This window comes from Sphaerisporangium krabiense (assembly GCF_014200435.1).
In the GTDB taxonomy this organism is placed as follows: domain Bacteria; phylum Actinomycetota; class Actinomycetes; order Streptosporangiales; family Streptosporangiaceae; genus Sphaerisporangium; species Sphaerisporangium krabiense.
Window position 1 is genome coordinate 2,763,460 of the sequence record NZ_JACHBR010000001.1, and the last position, 16,781, is coordinate 2,780,240.

13 protein-coding genes and 1 riboswitch are annotated in these 16,781 nt (G+C 70.5%); of the genes, 11 read left to right on the forward strand and 2 right to left on the reverse strand.

The annotated features are described in order from the left end of the window. Window positions 1–42: 42 nt before the first annotated feature. From panC to BJ981_RS12360, 4 genes are all read left to right on the forward strand, one after another. The gene (gene panC / locus BJ981_RS12345) at window positions 43–930 is read left to right on the forward strand and encodes a pantoate--beta-alanine ligase (RefSeq protein WP_184610941.1); all 888 of its coding nucleotides are present in this window, start codon (window positions 43–45) and stop codon (window positions 928–930) included. Between the two features lie 124 nt (window positions 931–1,054). After that, window positions 1,055–3,595: an L-aspartate oxidase gene (locus BJ981_RS12350; protein WP_184610943.1), complete on the forward strand. Its 2,541-nt coding sequence runs from the start codon at window positions 1,055–1,057 to the stop codon at window positions 3,593–3,595. Beyond that, window positions 3,595–4,377 (forward strand): type III pantothenate kinase, encoded by a 783-nt coding sequence (locus BJ981_RS12355; RefSeq protein WP_184610945.1) that lies wholly within the window; start codon window positions 3,595–3,597, stop codon window positions 4,375–4,377. Before BJ981_RS12350 ends, BJ981_RS12355 begins: the two co-directional genes overlap by 1 nt. A 705-nt stretch (window positions 4,378–5,082) precedes the next feature. Beyond that, window positions 5,083–5,247: a helix-turn-helix domain-containing protein gene (locus BJ981_RS12360; protein WP_307837838.1), complete on the forward strand. Its 165-nt coding sequence runs from the start codon at window positions 5,083–5,085 to the stop codon at window positions 5,245–5,247. Between the two features lie 47 nt (window positions 5,248–5,294). Here the strand turns inward: BJ981_RS12360 and BJ981_RS12365 are convergent, their stop codons facing one another. Continuing rightward, on the reverse strand, window positions 5,295–6,368 hold the full coding sequence (locus tag BJ981_RS12365; RefSeq protein WP_184615967.1) for a C40 family peptidase: 1,074 nt from the start codon (window positions 6,366–6,368) through the stop codon (window positions 5,295–5,297). Window positions 6,369–6,373: 5 nt separating this feature from the next. Beyond that, window positions 6,374–6,568, reverse strand: a riboswitch (cyclic di-AMP (ydaO/yuaA leader). 382 nt (window positions 6,569–6,950) lie between these two features. Between BJ981_RS12365 and BJ981_RS12370 the strand changes: the two genes are divergently transcribed. From BJ981_RS12370 to BJ981_RS12395, 6 genes are all read left to right on the forward strand, one after another. Then, on the forward strand, window positions 6,951–7,523 hold the full coding sequence (locus BJ981_RS12370; RefSeq protein WP_184610950.1) for an amino-acid N-acetyltransferase: 573 nt from the start codon (window positions 6,951–6,953) through the stop codon (window positions 7,521–7,523). Window positions 7,524–7,725: 202 nt separating this feature from the next. Next, window positions 7,726–9,015, forward strand: a complete 1,290-nt coding sequence (locus BJ981_RS39110) for an RDD family protein (protein WP_184610953.1) — start codon at window positions 7,726–7,728, stop codon at window positions 9,013–9,015. 1,163 nt (window positions 9,016–10,178) lie between these two features. Then, entirely contained in the window at window positions 10,179–10,322 is a 144-nt protein-coding gene (locus BJ981_RS12380; protein WP_184610956.1) for a hypothetical protein, read from the forward strand. Between the two features lie 119 nt (window positions 10,323–10,441). Continuing rightward, window positions 10,442–10,774, forward strand: coding sequence for a histone-like nucleoid-structuring protein Lsr2 (locus tag BJ981_RS12385; protein ID WP_184610958.1), 333 nt, complete (start codon window positions 10,442–10,444; stop codon window positions 10,772–10,774). A 306-nt stretch (window positions 10,775–11,080) separates the two neighbouring features. Continuing rightward, window positions 11,081–13,636 carry an ATP-dependent Clp protease ATP-binding subunit gene (locus tag BJ981_RS12390; RefSeq protein WP_184610961.1) on the forward strand — a complete coding sequence of 852 codons (2,556 nt, stop codon included), beginning with the start codon at window positions 11,081–11,083 and terminating at the stop codon, window positions 13,634–13,636. A 392-nt stretch (window positions 13,637–14,028) separates the two neighbouring features. After that, window positions 14,029–14,973 carry a sugar phosphate isomerase/epimerase family protein gene (locus tag BJ981_RS12395; protein ID WP_184610963.1) on the forward strand — a complete coding sequence of 315 codons (945 nt, stop codon included), beginning with the start codon at window positions 14,029–14,031 and terminating at the stop codon, window positions 14,971–14,973. Window positions 14,974–15,031: 58 nt separating this feature from the next. Here BJ981_RS12395 and BJ981_RS12400 read toward each other — a convergent pair whose 3' ends face one another. Further along, window positions 15,032–15,898 (reverse strand): HhH-GPD family protein, encoded by an 867-nt coding sequence (locus BJ981_RS12400; protein WP_204070397.1) that lies wholly within the window; start codon window positions 15,896–15,898, stop codon window positions 15,032–15,034. 155 nt (window positions 15,899–16,053) lie between these two features. On the opposite strand from BJ981_RS12400, the gene BJ981_RS12405 reads away from it, so the two are divergent. Further along, window positions 16,054–16,752 (forward strand): hypothetical protein, encoded by a 699-nt coding sequence (locus BJ981_RS12405; RefSeq protein ID WP_184610964.1) that lies wholly within the window; start codon window positions 16,054–16,056, stop codon window positions 16,750–16,752. The last annotated feature ends 29 nt before the right edge of the window (window positions 16,753–16,781 follow it).

Consider the following 16,781-nt stretch of genomic DNA (forward strand, 5'->3'; position numbering starts at 1 on the left):
GGCCGGGCCCGGCGCCCGGCCCGCGTACCGAGGAGGCGACGCGTGGACGTGATCGTCGCGCATGACCGCTCCGAGCTCCTCGCGGCCCGCGCCGCGCTCGGCATCGGCGAGGACGGCGCCTCCGCGCGGCCGGGTGGCCAGGACGCCCTCGCCCTGGTGCCGACCATGGGCGCGCTGCACGAGGGGCATCGCGCGCTGATCCGCCTGGCCCGCGAGCGGGCCGAGCACGTCGCGGTGAGCATCTTCGTCAACCCGCTCCAGTTCGGGCCGAACGAGGATCTCGCCCGCTATCCCCGGACGTTCGACGCCGACCTGGAGGTGTGCGCGGCCGAGGGCGTGCGCGTGGTCTTCGCCCCCTCCGCCGGCGAGATGTACCTCCCCGACCGCCAGGTCGGCGTCTCGGCCGGCCAGATGGGCACGATCGTGGAGGGCGCGTTCCGCCCGGGCCACTTCGACGGCGTGCTGACGGTCGTGCTGAAGCTCTTCAACCTGGTCGCGCCGGACGTCGCCGTGTTCGGGCGGAAGGACGCCCAGCAGCTCGCGCTGATCCGCCGCATGGTCGCCGACCTGAACCTGCCGATCACGATCGTCGGCGCGCCGACCGTGCGCGAGCCCGACGGGCTGGCCCTGTCCAGCCGGAACCGCTACCTGTCCGAGGCCGACCGCGTCACCGCCCTGTCGCTGTCGGCGGCGCTGCGCGAGGGCGCGGCACACAGGCGCCCCAAGGACATCCTGCACGCCGCGCACGCCGTCCTGGACGCCGCGGCCGAGGCCGACCCTCCGCTCGCGCTGGACTACTGCAGCCTGGTCGATCCCGCGACGTTCGCCGCCGTCGGCGACGGGCACCAGGGGGAGGCGGTGCTCGTCGTGGCGGGACGGGTCGGCGCCACCCGCCTGATCGACAACGCGGTGCTCACCCTGGCCCCGTAAACGGGGGCGCCGCGGGTCGGGTACCTTGGGCTCTCACCTGCGACAACACCGTTCGTCCCACCCCTCTCCGCCCCACCTTCGCCTCATCGTTTATCGTCATCTTGACGAAATGAGGGGAGTATCCATGTCCCACCCGCCCATCCCCCGGCGGCTCACCGCACCCGCGCCCGGCTGGACCGCGCGCGCCGACGTCGTCGTCGTCGGGTCCGGCGTCGCGGGCCTCACCGTGGCCCTGCGCCACGCCGAGCTCGTCCCGGACGCCAAGGTCCTCGTGGTCACCAAGGACGTGCTGTCCGCCGGATCCACGCGCTGGGCCCAGGGCGGCATCGCCGCCGTGCTCGACCCGGCGGACTCCCCGGAGGAGCACCTCGGCGACACGCTCGTCGCCGGCGCCGGCCTGTGCGACCTGCCCGCCGTCCGTACTCTGGTCACCGAGGGGCCGCCCGCGCTGCGGCGGCTCATGGCGCACGGCGCCCGCTTCGACAGGGACCCCGCCGGCGACCTCCAGCTCACCCGGGAGGGCGGGCACCACCGCAACCGCATCGTCCACGCCGGCGGGGACGCCACCGGCGCCGAGGTCCAGCGCGCCCTGATCGAGGCCGTGCGCGCCACGGGCCGTATCGAGATCATCGAGCACGCCCTGGTCCTCGACCTGCTCAAGGACGCCGCCGGCGCCGCCTGCGGGATCACCCTGCACGTCATGGGCGAGGGCGCGCGCGACGGCGTGGGCGCGGTGCGCGCGGACGCCGTCGTCCTCGCCACCGGAGGCATGGGCCAGGTCTACGCGGCCACCACCAACCCGCTGGTCTCCACCGGGGACGGCGTGGCGCTCGCCCTGCGCGCCGGGGCGGTCGTGCGCGACCTGGAGTTCGTCCAGTTCCACCCCACCGTGCTGTGGCTCGGCCCCGGCGCCACCGGCCAGCAGCCGCTCGTCTCCGAGGCCGTGCGCGGGGAGGGCGCGGTCCTGCTCGACGACGCCGGCGAGCGGTTCATGCGCGGCGTCCACGAACTCGCCGAACTCGCGCCCCGCGACGTCGTCGCCAAGGCGATCATGCGCAGGATGCTGGAGACCGGCGCGGAGCACGTCCACCTCGACGCGCGGCACTTCGGCGAGGAGATGTGGCGCACCCGCTTCCCCACCATCTACGCCGTGTGCCGCGAGCACGGCATCGACCCGGTCCACGAGCCGATCCCCGTCGCGCCCGCCGCCCACTACGCCAGCGGCGGCGTCCTCACCGACCCCCGCGGCCGCACCAGCGTCCCCGGCCTGTACGCCTGCGGCGAGGTCGCCTGCACGGGCGTGCACGGGGCCAACCGCCTCGCCTCCAACTCCCTGCTGGAGGGCCTGGTCTTCGCCGAGCGCATCGCCGCCGACCTCGCCGCCACCCGGTGGACCCCCGGCGAGCCGGTGGACGACGGCCGCCCCTCCGGGCTCGTCGACCCCCGGGCGCGGGCGCGCGTCCAGGGCCGGATGAGCGCGGGCGCGAGCGTCCTGCGCGGCGCCGAGAGCCTGTCGGAGGTCGCCAGGGGCCTGCTGGACGCCCGCTGGACCCCGGTGGCCGTGGAACCCTGCATGGAGGCCTGGGAGGCCACCAACCTGCTCACCGTGGCCACCGCGCTCGTCGCGGCGGCCGGCGCCCGCCAGGAGACCCGCGGCTCCCACTGGCGCGAGGATTTCCCCGAGCGAGACGACGCCCGATGGCTCGGGCACCTGGACCTGACCCTGGGCGAGGAAGGACTGACCATGACCTACCGGCGGCACGACGACGGCAGGGCGGCGAGCGCGCTCGGCGAGAACCTGGAGGCCGACCTGGCGCTGGCGGGCCTCGACCCCGAGGCGGTGGCCGCGGTGGTCGCCGCCGCACTCGCCGAGGACCTCGCGGAGGAGGGCGACGTCACCACGATCGCCACCGTCCCCGCCGGCAGGACGGCCGTCGCCGACGTCGTGGCCCGCGCCGACGGCGTGGTGGCCGGCCTGCCCGTCGCCGAGGCGGTGTTCGCCGCCGCCTCCTCGGGACGGCTGAGCGCCGAGCGTCACGTCAAGGACGGCGAGCGGGTGGCGCGCGGCGACGTGCTGATGACGGTCACCGGCCCGGCCCGCGACCTGCTGACCGCCGAGCGCACCGCGCTCAACCTGCTCACCCACCTGTCGGGGATCGCCACGCTGACCCACCGCTGGGTGCGGGCCGTGAACGGCGCCAAGGCCCGCGTGCGGGACACCCGCAAGACCATCGCGGGGCTGCGCGCCCTGGAGAAGTACGCCGTCAGGTGCGGCGGCGGGACCAACCACAGAATGTCCCTTTCGGACGCGGCCTTGATCAAGGACAATCACGTGGTGGCGGCGGGTGGGGTCGCCGAGGCGTTCCGCGCGGTACGGCAGGCGTACCCCGGACTGCCGATCGAGGTGGAGATCGACCGGATCGACCAACTCGAACCCGTGCTGGCGGAAGGGGCGGAGGAGATCCTGTTGGACAACTTCACCGTCGAGGACCTGGCGCTGGCCGTACGCCTGGTGGACGGCAGGGCGCGCCTGGAGGCCAGCGGCGGTCTCACGCTGGAATCCGCGCGTGAAGTGGCGGAAACCGGTGTTGACTACCTAGCCGTGGGGGCTCTGACCCACTCCGCCCCCGCGCTCGACCTCGCTCTGGACCTTCGGGGGGCTTGATGCTGCTCACGATCGACGTCGGCAACACCCACACCGTGCTGGGACTCTTCGAGGGTGAAGAGGTCATCGAGCACTGGCGCCTCGCCACCGACGCGCGGCGCACCGCCGACGAGATCGCGGTCGTCCTGCAGGGGCTGCTCGGCCAGAGCCCCCTGCTCAAGGGCGCCGACATCAGCGGCATCGCCATCTGCTCCACCGTCCCGTCCGTGCTCAACGAGATGCGCGAGATGTGCCGGCGTTATTACGGCGACGTGAACGCCGTCATCGTCGAGCCGGGCGTGCGCACCGGGGTCCCCGTGCGCATGGACAACCCCAAGGAGGTCGGCAGCGACCGCATCGTCAACGCGCTCGCCGCCATCACCCTCTACGGCGGGCCCTGCGTGATCGTCGACTTCGGCACCGCGACGTCCTTCGACGCGGTTTCGGCCAAGGGCGAGTACGTCGGGTCCGTCACCGCCCCCGGGATCGACATCTCCGTGGACGCCCTGGCCGCGGCGGGCGCGCAGCTGCACAAGGTGGAACTGGTGCGCCCCCGCTCGGTGATCGCCAAGAACACCGTCGAGGCCCTGCAGGCCGGCATCATCTACGGCTTCGCCGGCCAGGTGGACGGCATCGTCGAGCGCATGGCCCCCGAGCTGGCCACCGACCCCGACGACGTCACGGTGGTGGCCACCGGGTCGCTCGCCTCGCCGGTCGTGGACGAGGCCCGCTCGATCGACGTCCACGAGCCGTGGCTGACGCTCATCGGCCTGCGGCTGATCTACAACCGCAACACCAACTGACGTTCCGGCCGGGCGCCCCGGCCCGGGGCGCCGTGCCTCCCGGGATTCGACGCGTCGACGATGCTTTCGGTCGGTCGCGCGCCGATAACGAAGACCCGCCCGTTCGCGGCGCGCCGATGACGTGCGCGTGATGATCGGCCGCCTGGTGGAGATCGATATCGAAGCCGCGCCCCAGGGTCGCGGGCCGATTACGCCGCCGGTGACCCAGAGGGGAATGACCCCCGTGACACCGCGCGCACGCCTCCGTGTCCAGCCGAAAAAGGTGGGAAAGGACCTGTGATTTCACGCGGAATTATGGCTGGAGAGGCGTTGATCTTATATGCCCGGCGTGGGGTGATCCGGCGTGTCCTGCCCGCCGACCTGCCACGGACCAGCGCCGCGGGGCCCTCGCCGCGTCCCGGCGCCGGTGCCGTCCAAGATCGTTTTGCGGGTCGACCTCCGGCTATGGGTTCGCGAACATGTCATGAGTAGTTCACATATGCACTGGTATGTCAATCGTGGTGGTAACGACTATGCGGGGCCGGTGCTTGACGACCTTTGAACGTGGCGTTTACCGTTCCTGACGGGCGGGCTAGAAGCATTCGAGTATGTTGCCGAGTTCGTCGTGGGGGAGGACACCCGATGGCGTATCCGGATCTGGTTTCCCGAGGGAATGACATTCACCCGGGATCAGACGGCGTGGGATTGAGCGATGATGATCTTCTCTTGCTCGCCGAACTGGCCAAGGGCGTCACCGTCGACCGTGTCGGCCGGCGGCTGGACGTGAGCGGCAGGACGGTCCGGCGCCGCCTCCGGGGCATCTGCGACCGCATCGGCGTGGCCACCGCCATCGAGGCCGTGGCCTGGGCGGCGCGCCGGCGGCTGATCTAGCCCCCGGCGCCCCCGGCCCGCCCGCCACTTCCCGCGCCGTCGCCGTGTCAGTCGGCGATGCGCACGGCCCCGGCGAACGGACGGTTGCCGAGCGGGGCGACCCTCACCACGTCACCTGTGCGCGGGGCGTGCACCATCATGCCGCCTCCGATGTAGATGCCGACGTGGTGCAGGTCGCTGTAGAAGAAGACCAGGTCACCCGGGCGCATATCCTCGCGCGAGACGTGGGTGCCCGCGGTCCACTGGTCGCCGGTGTAGTGCGGCAGGCTGATGCCCACCTTCTGGTAGGCCCACATCACCAGGCCGGAGCAGTCGAAGGTGCTCGGGCCCGCGGCGCCCCAGACGTACGGCCTGAGCTGCTGGGTCAGCGCCCACTTGGTGGCCTCGGCGGCCTTGCCGGTCCCCGGGATCGGGATGTCGATGCGGGTCGCCCTGCCGCCCGACTGACCGGTCTGCGCGAGGGCGCGCTTGAACAGCGAGCTCTCGGTCTTGGCGATCAGCCCGCGGATCTTGTCGCGCTGGGTGGACAGGCTGGTGACCAGCTTCTTGACCTCGACCTCGCGCGCCTTGGCGCTCGCCTTCGCACGCTCGGCGATCTCCATGGCCTTGGTGATCTGCGCGACCTCCTCACCCTGCTGCATCTGCAGGGCGTAGGTGGTCGCCGCGCGGTCCAGATAGCCGTCAGGATCGCCGGACATGGCCAGCGCCAGGGAGGAGCCCACCCCGCCCGTCATGTAGGCGTCCTGGGCGAGCAGGCCCGCCCTGCGGCGCTTCTCCTCGAGGTCGGTCTGGCTCTTGGTGAGCGTCTTCTTGGCCAGGTCCGCCGAGCGCTGGGCCTGCTTGAGCCGCTCCTTCTGGCCGTTGTACTGCTCGGTGAGCGACTCGATCTGGTCGTACAGGTCCTCGACCTGCTTCTTGAGCTGGCTGAGGCTCGGCTTGGGCTCGGCGGTGGCCGCCACGAGCGGGGTGCCGAAGGTGAGCACCGTCAGGGCGGTGGCGATGAGCGCGATGCGGCGTGTCAGCCGCCGGGGCATCGCGCCGGCGAGCCGGGCACGCGTCGTGTGTTCGCGGGGGCGGGCGTGCCTGCCCGCGCTCTTTCCAGGCGTGCGCCTAGGCTGCACCAACAAGCTCCTCTCCTCGGCCGCTTACCGGGTTAGCTGACGGGTTCGGGCCGGAGCAGCCCTACCGAGTTCGCGATCATGGAGAACCTCCATGCCTCCCTCTCGGATTCACCCCAGGAACGACGGCTCGCGTGGGCTCGGCCCGCGCGCCGGTTGGGTCCCCGGCTCCCTGCCGCACGGGGACGCGGCCGGGATTAGGCGGCGCGGCCACCGCGGGGGCGATGACCGGCATCGACGCTGGACACTAGTGCAGCGCGGGTTCCTGCTCAACCAGAACTGCGGATTCTGTTGAGCTTTCACAACTGAGCCGTCACAGGACGATCACGCCCGGACGGCTGACCGACCCACTTTACCGTGCGTTTACGGCTCTTCGGCCGTGTCTTGGCGTCGGCGCCCGCAGGTGGGCGACTGTGCGGAACCTCAAACGATGCCCAGGTGGATCCCATGGGCACCAAGTGTGCGCAACCTCACCTGGGGTCACCCGCGTGCGCACACGCCCCCGGTTTCGGACGGCCCGTTATGCGCGGCTGTGGGACGGCACGGCAGGCGGGCCGCTCGCCGGGCCGGATACGCTGGCGCTTCATGGAGCAGGTCGTGGAGTTCGTGCCGTCCGGCGGCACGCTCGTGGTGCGACGCGCCCGCACGCCCGACGTCCGGCGGATCAGGCGTCTGGTCGACGCCTATTCCGGCGACGGCCCCCGTCTGCTGCGCAAGTCGACCGTCACCCTTTATGAGGACGTCCAGGAGTTCTGGGTGGCCGAGCGGGACGGCGTGGTGGTGGGCTGCGGCGCCCTCCACGTCCTCTGGGAGGATCTCGCCGAGATCCGCACCGTCGCGGTCGACGACTCCTGCCGCGGCCTGGGCATCGGGCATATGATCGTCTCCGCGCTCATCGAGGGGGCGCGCGAACTCGGCTTGCGGCGGGTGTTCTGCCTGACCTTCGAGGTGGATTTCTTCGCCAAGCATGGGTTCATCCCGATCCAGGGCACTCCGGTCTCTCCTGAGGTGTACGCCGAGTTGCTCGACTCCTACGATGAGGGCGTAGCCGAATTTCTCGATCTTGAACATGTCAAGCCCAACACCCTCGGCAACACGCGCATGCTTCTCCATTTGGTCCCACGCTCTGACCAGCGTGGTGACCTGATGGAAAGGTGACTGTTGATGCCGCTGTCGCTACGTTGGGCAACACCACAGCATGCGTGTCTGACATATGTCGCATGCGAAGCCGAAGTGAGGTGACACGGTGAGCACCGGACAGCCGCCGTACCCACGCGATGAGCCGGGGGGCAACGCGTCCTCCGGCTCCCCGTATGGGCAGCACAACGCAGATCGGTCGCTCCCCGGCGCCGATCCGGAGGTGACGGTCGTCCACCGTCCCCAGCCGACATCGGAACACCCCAACCAGTCCAGCCAGTCCAACCAGTACGGCCAGCAGTCCTATGGCCAGCAGGGCTACGGGCAGTCGCAGTACGGCCAGGGCCAGCAGGGCTATGGCGACCAGGGATACGGCCAGCAGCAGGGCTCTGGCCAGCAGTACGGCCAGCAGCAGGGTTACGGGCAGCAGGGGTACGGCCAGTCCCAGGCGAGCTCGGGCTACGGCCAGCAGGGCTATGACCAGCAGGGTTATGACCAGCAGCAGGCGTCGTACGGTCAGTCCGGCCAGCAGGGCTACGGCGACCAGGGATACGGCCAGCAGCAGGGCTATGGCCAGCAGTCCCAGTACGGGCAGCAGGGTCAGCAAGGCCAGCAGGGTCAGCAGGGTTACGGCCAGCAGTCCCAGTACGGCCAGCAGGGCCAGGATTACGGGCAGCAGGCCCAGTACGGGCAGCAGAGTTATGGCGAGCAGGGCTATGGCCAGCAGTCCCAGTACGGGCAGCAGGGTCAGCAAGGCCAGCAGGGTCAGCAGGGTTACGGCCAGCAGTCCCAGTACGGCCAGCAGGGCCAGGATTACGGGCAGCAGGGCCAGTACGGGCAGCAGGGTTACGGCGAGCAGGGTTACGGCCAGCAGGCGCAGTACGCCCAGCCCGGTTACGGCCAGCAGCCCGGCTACTCCGCCCCGGGGTACGGTCAGGCGGGGTACCCGCAGACCCCCGGCGGCTACCAGCAGCCTTACGGCGTGGCGGGCGCGGTTCCCCCGGGCGCGCCGGCTCCTCTGGCCGAGTGGTGGCAGCGGCTCGTCGCCCGCCTCATCGACGGCGTGATCCTGGCGATCCCCACGTTCATCCTCAGCGCCATCGTCACCGCGATCCTGGTCACCAGCGCGTCGATGGATCCCTCCACGGGCCTCTCGGTCGTGGAGAGCGGCGTGTTCGTCGCCTCCCTGGTGAGCGCGCTCCTCATCGGCGTCGCCTACGTGGCGTACGAGTTCCTCATGCTGAAGCAGCGCGGCCAGACGCTCGGCAAGATCGCCATGGGCATCAAGGTCGTCCCGGTCGGCGGCGCGGTGGACTCGCGGCTCGCCACCGACGTCGTCGGCAAGCGGGCGGTCGTCATGATGGGCCCGCAGCTCATCCGGTGGATCCCCGTCGTCGGCTGGCTCGCCAGCATCTTCGCCCTCGTGAACGTCCTGTGGCAGTTCTGGGACAAGCCGCTGCAGCAGTGCCTGCACGACAAGGTCGCGAACACGATCGTCATCAAGGTCAAGTAAGGCCCGGCAAGCGGGTCACGTCCGGGGCCGGAGGCGCGTCCTCCGGCCCCGACGCATGTCCGGAGACCTTCGGGGCAGTGCCGCCGGAGCGCGGGGTACGGCCGTCGTCCCCGAATCGTGATGCCGAGCTTGGCGAATCGGTAACGGACAGACCTGTATGTGCGATAGGACCTTGCACGAACCAGAACCACCTTCGCTTGCCGCGAAAGGCGATGAGATGACCGCAGAACCGTCCCCGCCGGCCGGTCACCCCAACATGCCGCCCTTATCCCCTCAAGAGGCGCACGGAGCCCCTCAGGGCTTCTCGTGCGGCCATCCCCGTACCCGAAGGCCCGTTTCCCCTCCCGCGGGTGTCGCCACGCCGCCCGCCTCCGTAGCGCAAAGGCGCGGCGGCTCGCCGCGCGGCCCGTCCGGGACCATGTTGCAAGGGTCCCAAGGCTTCCAAGGGTTCCAAGGAAGGTTCGTGCCCTCCCGCAGCCGGCCCTGACGCCCGCCGGCCTTACTTCTCTCCCGCGATTCCCCCGCCGGCAAAGGCGGAACCGATCGCGCCCGCGCGTCCCGCGACGGCGCCAATGCGTTCGGCGCGTATACCGCCTACGACTATGCGTCGCATTCCACGGGCCGCCCGGCTCGGGGAAGAAGGTGATGAAGATCCGTCTTGCCGGGATCGGCGGCGGCGCCCGCACGATTCCGCGGCGCCGCGAAGCACCCCGCCGACTTCCGCGTGGCGGCGCTTCTCCGCCACATTCCCATGCCCGGATGGCCGGTCTCACTTCGCCCACGCGGTCGTGGTGCTAAAGAACGGACAAGCCACCGCCTCCGGTGCCGCGCGGTACGCCCGCGGGCGCCGTTGTCGTCATGGAGGCCCGATGGGATCGGCATTTTCGGCGTGGGCGGGCGTACCGCGGGCGCCGCGTCCCTGTTTTCAGGGGATCGTCATTACGCGGACATCCGGTAAGACGGCTGACGAGATCGGGAAAGCCCTGGAACGGTCCTTCGGAGGGCTTTGGGCGCCGCCCCGCAACCTGCCCTGACCTCCTGTGGGGATAGAGTCGGATCCTGACTCCCCGATCAGGCGACCGTGGTACAGGACCACGGGGCACCGTGTGACAATTAGCGTAGGGGACAGGTGAATGCCCGCCCCCCGCGTGGAGCGAGGATCAATGAGCGATGTATTGTCCGCCTTGATACCGCCCGGCGTGGTCGCTGCGGTGGTCATCGCAGCCGTCGTCAAGCTGATGCGTTCCGAAGGCGCGGGCCGGCGGGAGGCGGCGGAACCTCAGGAGAAGTCCGAGCCTTCCGGCTGACCCCGTGGGGGCCCGGTCCGCCTTCCCTTCAATCGACACGGCTCTTGAATTGTCAACAAGGGTTTGTGGGTATATGTTTAGCTGGCGAATCGAACAATGCTCTGCGAAAGGATTGCCAGATGGCCACGCAGATCCAGAAGATACTCATCGACGACCTCGATGGCGGCGAGGCCAATCAGACTGTCTCCTTCGCGATTGATGGCTCCGCCTACGAGATAGACCTGAGCGACGACAACGCCAAGAAGCTGCGCGACGCGCTGTCCGCTTTCGTGTCCGGTGCCCGTAAGGCCGAGGCCGCACCGGCACGGGGCCGTAAGCGTGGCGGCGGGCAGCGGCCTTCGAGGGAAAAGAGTTCGGAGATCCGGGCCTGGGCCAAGGCCCACGGCATCTCCGTGAGTGAGCGCGGCCGTATTGCCTCCTCCGTGGTGGAGCAGTACGAAGCGGCACACTGACGGTGTTTGCGATCAGTCGGCTGTGGCGGTGACGGCCAATCACCGCCATGGCCGCATGATCGCGTTTACCTGAGAGTGATCGTCCGGCACGTGCTCCAGGGGTCCACGGATATCCGTGGTGTTAAACGTCGTTCGCTTCCGGCGTAGTGGGAACACGTAGCCCCCCAACAGTAGTTGGATGGAGCGTGAACGCCCTGCTCTCGGGGAACGTCTGGTGTATAGAGCGGTCACCGGTCGGGGCTAGCATGCGGATGCGGCGGGCCCGGATATCCCGAGCAGCCTGACCGCTCTGTGAGGAGCGACGAGATGTTCGAAAGGTTCACTGACCGCGCACGGCGGGTTGTCGTCCTGGCCCAAGAAGAGGCTCGGATGCTCAACCACAACTACATCGGCACTGAGCACATTCTTCTTGGCTTGATCCATGAGGGCGAAGGCGTTGCCGCCAAGGCTCTTGAGAGCCTCGGCATCAGTCTTGAAGGTGTGCGTCAGCAGGTCGAGGAGATCATCGGCCAGGGCCAGTCTGCGCCGTCGGGGCACATCCCCTTCACCCCGCGCGCCAAGAAGGTCCTTGAGCTGTCGCTCCGCGAAGCCCTGCAGCTGGGCCACAACTACATCGGCACGGAGCACATCCTCCTCGGCCTCATCCGTGAGGGCGAGGGCGTTGCCGCTCAGGTGCTGGTGAAGCTCGGCGCCGATCTCAACCGGGTTCGTCAGCAGGTCATCCAGTTGCTCCACGGCTATCAGGGCAAGGAGCCCGCGGCCGCGGGGGGTCCCCAGGAGTCCGCTCCGTCGACCTCGCTTGTGCTGGACCAGTTTGGCCGCAACCTGACCCAGGCCGCCCGTGAGGGCAAGCTTGATCCGGTGATCGGGCGTGACAAGGAGATCGAGCGGGTCATGCAGGTCCTGTCCCGCAGGACCAAGAACAACCCCGTTCTGGTCGGAGAGCCCGGCGTCGGCAAGACGGCCGTGGTGGAGGGGCTGTCCCAGAAGATCGTCAAGGGCGAGGTGCCCGAGACCCTGAAGGACAAGCAGCTCTACACCCTCGACCTCGGCGCGCTGGTGGCCGGCTCGCGTTACCGCGGTGACTTCGAAGAGCGCCTGAAGAAGGTCCTCAAGGAGATCCGCACCCGCGGCGACATCATCCTGTTCATCGACGAGCTGCACACGCTGGTCGGCGCGGGCGCCGCCGAGGGCGCGATCGACGCCGCCAGCATCCTCAAGCCGATGCTGGCCCGCGGCGAGCTCCAGACCATCGGCGCCACCACGCTCGACGAGTACCGCAAGCACCTGGAGAAGGACGCCGCCCTTGAGCGCCGCTTCCAGCCGATCCAGGTCGCCGAGCCCTCGCTGAGCCACACGATCGAGATTCTCAAGGGTCTGCGCGACCGTTACGAGGCCCACCACCGCGTGACGATCACCGACGCCGCCCTTGTCGCCGCCGCCCAGCTGGCCGACCGCTACATCAGCGACCGGTTCCTGCCGGACAAGGCGATCGACCTCATCGACGAGGCCGGCTCGCGCATGCGCATCCGCCGCATGACCGCCCCGCCGGACCTGCGCGAGTTCGACGAGAAGATCGCCCAGGTGCGCCGCGACAAGGAGTCCGCGATCGACGCGCAGGACTTCGAGAAGGCCGCGGCCCTCCGCGACCAGGAGAAGCAGCTCCAGCTCAAGCGCGACCGGCGCGAGAAGGAGTGGAAGGCCGGCGACATGGACGTCGTCGCCGAGGTCACCGAGGAGCTCATCGCCGAGGTCCTCGCCACGGCCACCGGCATCCCGGTCTTCAAGCTCACCGAGGAGGAGTCCCAGCGGCTGCTCCGCATGGAGGACGAGCTCCACAAGCGCATCATCGGCCAGGACGACGCCATCAAGGGTCTGTCCCGGGCGATCCGCCGCACCCGCGCGGGTCTGAAGGACCCCCGCAGGCCGGGTGGCTCGTTCATCTTCGCCGGCCCCTCGGGCGTCGGGAAGACGGAGCTGTCCAAGGCGCTCGCCGAGTTCCTCTTCGGCGACGAGGACGCTCTGATCATGCTGGACATGTCCGAGTTCATGGAGAAGCACACCGTCTCGCGGCTGTTCGGCTCCCCGCCCGGCTACGTCGGGTACGAAGAGGGCGGTCAGCTCACCGAGAAGGTCCGACGCAAGCCGTTCTCCGTGGTCCTGTTCGACGAGATCGAGAAGGCCCACCCGGACATCTTCAACTCGCTGCTCCAGATCCTGGAGGACGGTCGCCTGACCGACGCCCAGGGCCGCGTCGTCGACTTCAAGAACACCGTCATCATCATGACGACCAACCTCGGAACCCGGGACATCTCCAAGGGCATCGGGGTCGGGTTCGCGAAGACGAACGACGTCGAGGGCAACTACGACCGCATGAAGGCCAAGGTCCAGGAAGAGCTCAAGCAGCACTTCCGGCCCGAGTTCCTGAACCGCGTCGACGACACCGTGGTCTTCCACCAGCTCACGCCGAACGAGATCATCCAGATCGTCGATCTGATGCTCGCCCAGGTGGACGCCCGGCTGAAGGACCGCGACATGGGCCTGGAGCTCACGCAGGAGGCCAAGCAGCTGCTGGCCGACCGTGGCTACGACCCCGTCCTCGGCGCGCGGCCGCTGCGCCGCACCATCCAGCGCGAGCTGGAGGACGCCCTGTCGGAGAAGATCCTGTACGGCGACCTCCGCCCGGGCCAGATCGTGAAGATCGCGATCCAGGGCGAGGGCGAGGCCGCGACGTTCACCTTCACCGGTGAGCAGAAGGCCCAGCCGGAGATCCCGGACTCGGCGGCGGCCATCGCCGACGCCGCGCCCGCGAGCAGCCGCGCCGGGGCCTCGGCCGGTCCGGCGGACCGCACGCGCCCGTAGGGACGTCCCGAGTCCCTCCCGCAGGGATCCGAGACTCGCGAAAGACCCCTCGTGAGCACCACTCACGAGGGGTCTTTCGTATTTCATGAGATCACTTTGGTGTGATTCGCTATGACACCACCGAAGGTAGTACTACACTCCGTAGAGCGAATCAGGCCAAGTCTCGACCAAGTGGTTCACAAGATCCACTCAGTACGGTGCGGCTCACCGGGATCCACCCGCTGTCGTAGCGGCGGATCACCTGCCGGGCGGACGCGCCCGCCGGCCCGTGCCGGACAGACTCGGGCGGGCCAGGCCGGATTCCCGGCAGAAAGAGACCTCCGCCGCGCGGGCCCGAGTCCCGCGCGGAGCCCCGGGGGCCGCAAAGAGTAGTACGTCTGGGAGGCACCCACATGCGTCTGTGTCATGAGGACGGCACGCTCGTTCACGTGTCCTACAACGCGGGCGTGCACCCCGCGGAGGACCTGGAGAACCTCATCGCGCACCTGACCCGCTACGCCGTCCCGGTGCGCCGGCGCCTCGGCGTCGAGCGGCTCGGCATCGGCCTGTGGCTGGCCCCCGCCGTCGCCGACCATCTCACCGCCGACCGGATCGAGCTGGTCCGGCTGCGCCGCTCCCTGGAGGAGCGCGGGCTCGAGGTCGTGAGCCTCAACGGCGCGGGCGGCCGGGGCATGGGCCAGGACAGCCCGGGCCCCGACTGGGCCAAGCCCGAGCGCTACCGGTACACGATGGCCCTGGCGAAGATCCTCGCCTTCCTGCTGCCGGAGGACGTCAGGTTCGGCAGCATCTCCACCATTCCCATCGGGTGGCGGCGCGACTGGCCCGCCGACCTGCACGCCATCGCCTCCCGTCGCCTGGACCGCCTCTCCCGCGAGCTGCGCGGCCTGCACAGCGTCACCGGCAAGACCATCAGGGTGGGCTTCCAGCCCTGGCCGGGATGCGTGCTGGAGACCACCGAACAGGTGGTGCGGCGGGTGTGCGGCATCGACTCCGAGTACCTGGGCGTCTGCCTGGACGCCTGCCACCTGACCTGCGGCGTCGAGGAGCCGGGCGCGGCGCTGCGCGGCGTGGCCGCCGCCGGGGCGACCGTGGTCAAGCTCGGCCACGTCCACAACCACACCGGCGAGGCGCCCGGCACCGAGTCCATCCTGGAGAACACCCTGGCCACGATCCTGGCCGGTCCCGGCAGCGGCGGCGCCCACATCGAGGTCGAGGCGCACGGTCTGGCCGTCCCCGCCAAGGACAAGGGCCCCGCGGCCCTGGTGGCCACCCTCGCCGACGAACTGGACTGGACCCGCCGCAACCTCACCGCCCTGGGCCTGAAACTCGCCGCCTGACCCTCCGGCGCCCGGACGCCGGCACCCGCGGGAGCCTTGTTCCCGCGGGCCGATCGCCTCAGGCCGGCAGGCGGTAGGTGTCGTCGGGGAGCGGTTCGGCCAGGCCGTCGGTGACCAGGCCGTCCAGGGCCCGTTCGCGTTGGACGGCGTCGTCCCAGACGGCGTCGAGCGCGGCCTTCGGCACGGGGCCGTGGGCGTCTCTGAGCACCGCCAGCAGGCGGCCGCGGCACTGGCGGTCCGTCCCGGTGTAGGTCTGTCCCCGCCGCTCCGGGCCCTGGTAGGCCGGCCGGCCCGCGAGGCGCCAGGCGCAGCGCGCCGCCACGGGGCAGTCGGCGCAGCGCGGGGCGCGGGCCGTGCAGACCAGCGCGCCGAGCTCCATGACGGCGACGGCCCACCGGGGGGCGTCCACGGCCGGGATCAGCGACTCGGCCAGCCGGCGCTCGGCGGCGGTGGTCGCCGTGGGCGGGTACTCCTCGCCGCGTACGGCCCGCGCCAGCACCCGTCGCACGTTGGTGTCCAGCACCGCGTGGCTGCGCCCGAACGCGAAGCTCGCCACCGCGGCGGCGGTGTAGTCGCCGATGCCGGGCAGCCGGCGAAGCTCCTCGTACGCCGAGGGCACCTCGCCGCCGTGGTCGGTGGTGATCGCGCGGGCGCAGGCGTGCAGGTTCAGGGCGCGCCGCGGGTATCCGAGGCGCCCCCAGTGGCGCACGGCCTCGCCGGGCGGCTCGGCCGCGAGCGCGGCGGGCGTGGGCCAGCGCGCCATCCACTCCGCCCAGATCGGGAGGACCCTGACGACGGGCGTCTGCTGCAGCATGATCTCGCTGACCAGGACGGCCCAGGGGCTCGCCTCGGGCCGCCGCCACGGGAGATCGCGCGCGTTCGCCGCGTACCAGTCGAGGATGGGCTGATGCAGTCCGATGGCCACGCCGCCGAGCCTAGAACCTCCCCGCCCCGCCCGCGTCCGTTCTCCTGCCAATCATGAGCGCGGCGCGGGGGGATATGTCGGGCGTGGCGCGGGCGGCCTTTCCCGGATCGGCGGGTTGACACGCCCGGCGAGCCACAACTCACCATACTGTCAGTATGGATCCGGACACGTTCCGTGGTGACGTCGGCGTAGAGGGCCCCGAGGTCTACTGGCGCCGCAGGGTTTCGGTGCTCACCGGCGCCCTCGTCGTGGTCGCCGTCGTCGCATGGGCCTGCACGAGCGCGTCCAGCGGGTCGGGGTCCGACGCCCGGCGCCGCCACGACGGCGCCGTACCGAAAGGCGGGCCCGCGGGCGTCACGGCGACGCCTTCGCCGTCCGTCACGGCGGCGCCTCCCGCCAAGGCCGCCGCGCCCCCGCACCCGTCGGCGACGCCCGCCCCCACCCGCGTCCCGCGGCCCGGGGACCCGTGCGAGCGGGCCGACCTGGTGCTCAGCCTGCACGGCGAGTCCGAGGTCTACACCGGCAAGGGGGCGCCGGCGTTCATGCTCACCCTCGTCAACACCGGCCGCGTCGACTGCGCGGTGGACGTCGGGCCGCGGGCGATGGAGGTCCGCATCACCTCCGGCGACGACCGCGTCTGGTCCACGGCCGACTGCCTGAGCGGCGAGCGCAAGGAGATGCGCCGGCTCCGGCGCGGCGTCCCGCACCTGCGGGCGATCCGCTGGGACCGCCACCGCTCCGCCCCCGACTGTCACGCCGCGCGCCCGAAGGCGCGCCCGGGCACGTACGTCGCCCAGGCGCGCCTGGGCGTCCTGAGGAGTCCCAAGGTGGTGTTCCACCTTCGCCGCGCCTGACGGCGGGCCAGGCCGCGCTTGGGAGCGTT

Bases quoted from the DNA above. Each gene is read 5' to 3' on its own strand.
- BJ981_RS12385 (WP_184610958.1), top strand. From the start codon at position 10,442: ATGGCCACGCAGATCCAGAAGATACTCATCGACGACCTCGATGGCGGC.
- BJ981_RS12370 (WP_184610950.1), top strand. From the start codon at position 6,951: ATGGAGCAGGTCGTGGAGTTCGTGCCGTCCGGCGGCACGCTCGTGGTG.
- BJ981_RS12380 (WP_184610956.1), top strand. From the start codon at position 10,179: ATGAGCGATGTATTGTCCGCCTTGATACCGCCCGGCGTGGTCGCTGCG.
- BJ981_RS12390 (WP_184610961.1), top strand. From the start codon at position 11,081: ATGTTCGAAAGGTTCACTGACCGCGCACGGCGGGTTGTCGTCCTGGCC.
- BJ981_RS12355 (WP_184610945.1), top strand. From the start codon at position 3,595: ATGCTGCTCACGATCGACGTCGGCAACACCCACACCGTGCTGGGACTC.
- BJ981_RS12395 (WP_184610963.1), top strand. From the start codon at position 14,029: ATGCGTCTGTGTCATGAGGACGGCACGCTCGTTCACGTGTCCTACAAC.
- BJ981_RS12350 (WP_184610943.1), top strand. From the start codon at position 1,055: ATGTCCCACCCGCCCATCCCCCGGCGGCTCACCGCACCCGCGCCCGGC.
- BJ981_RS12405 (WP_184610964.1), top strand. From the start codon at position 16,054: ATGGATCCGGACACGTTCCGTGGTGACGTCGGCGTAGAGGGCCCCGAG.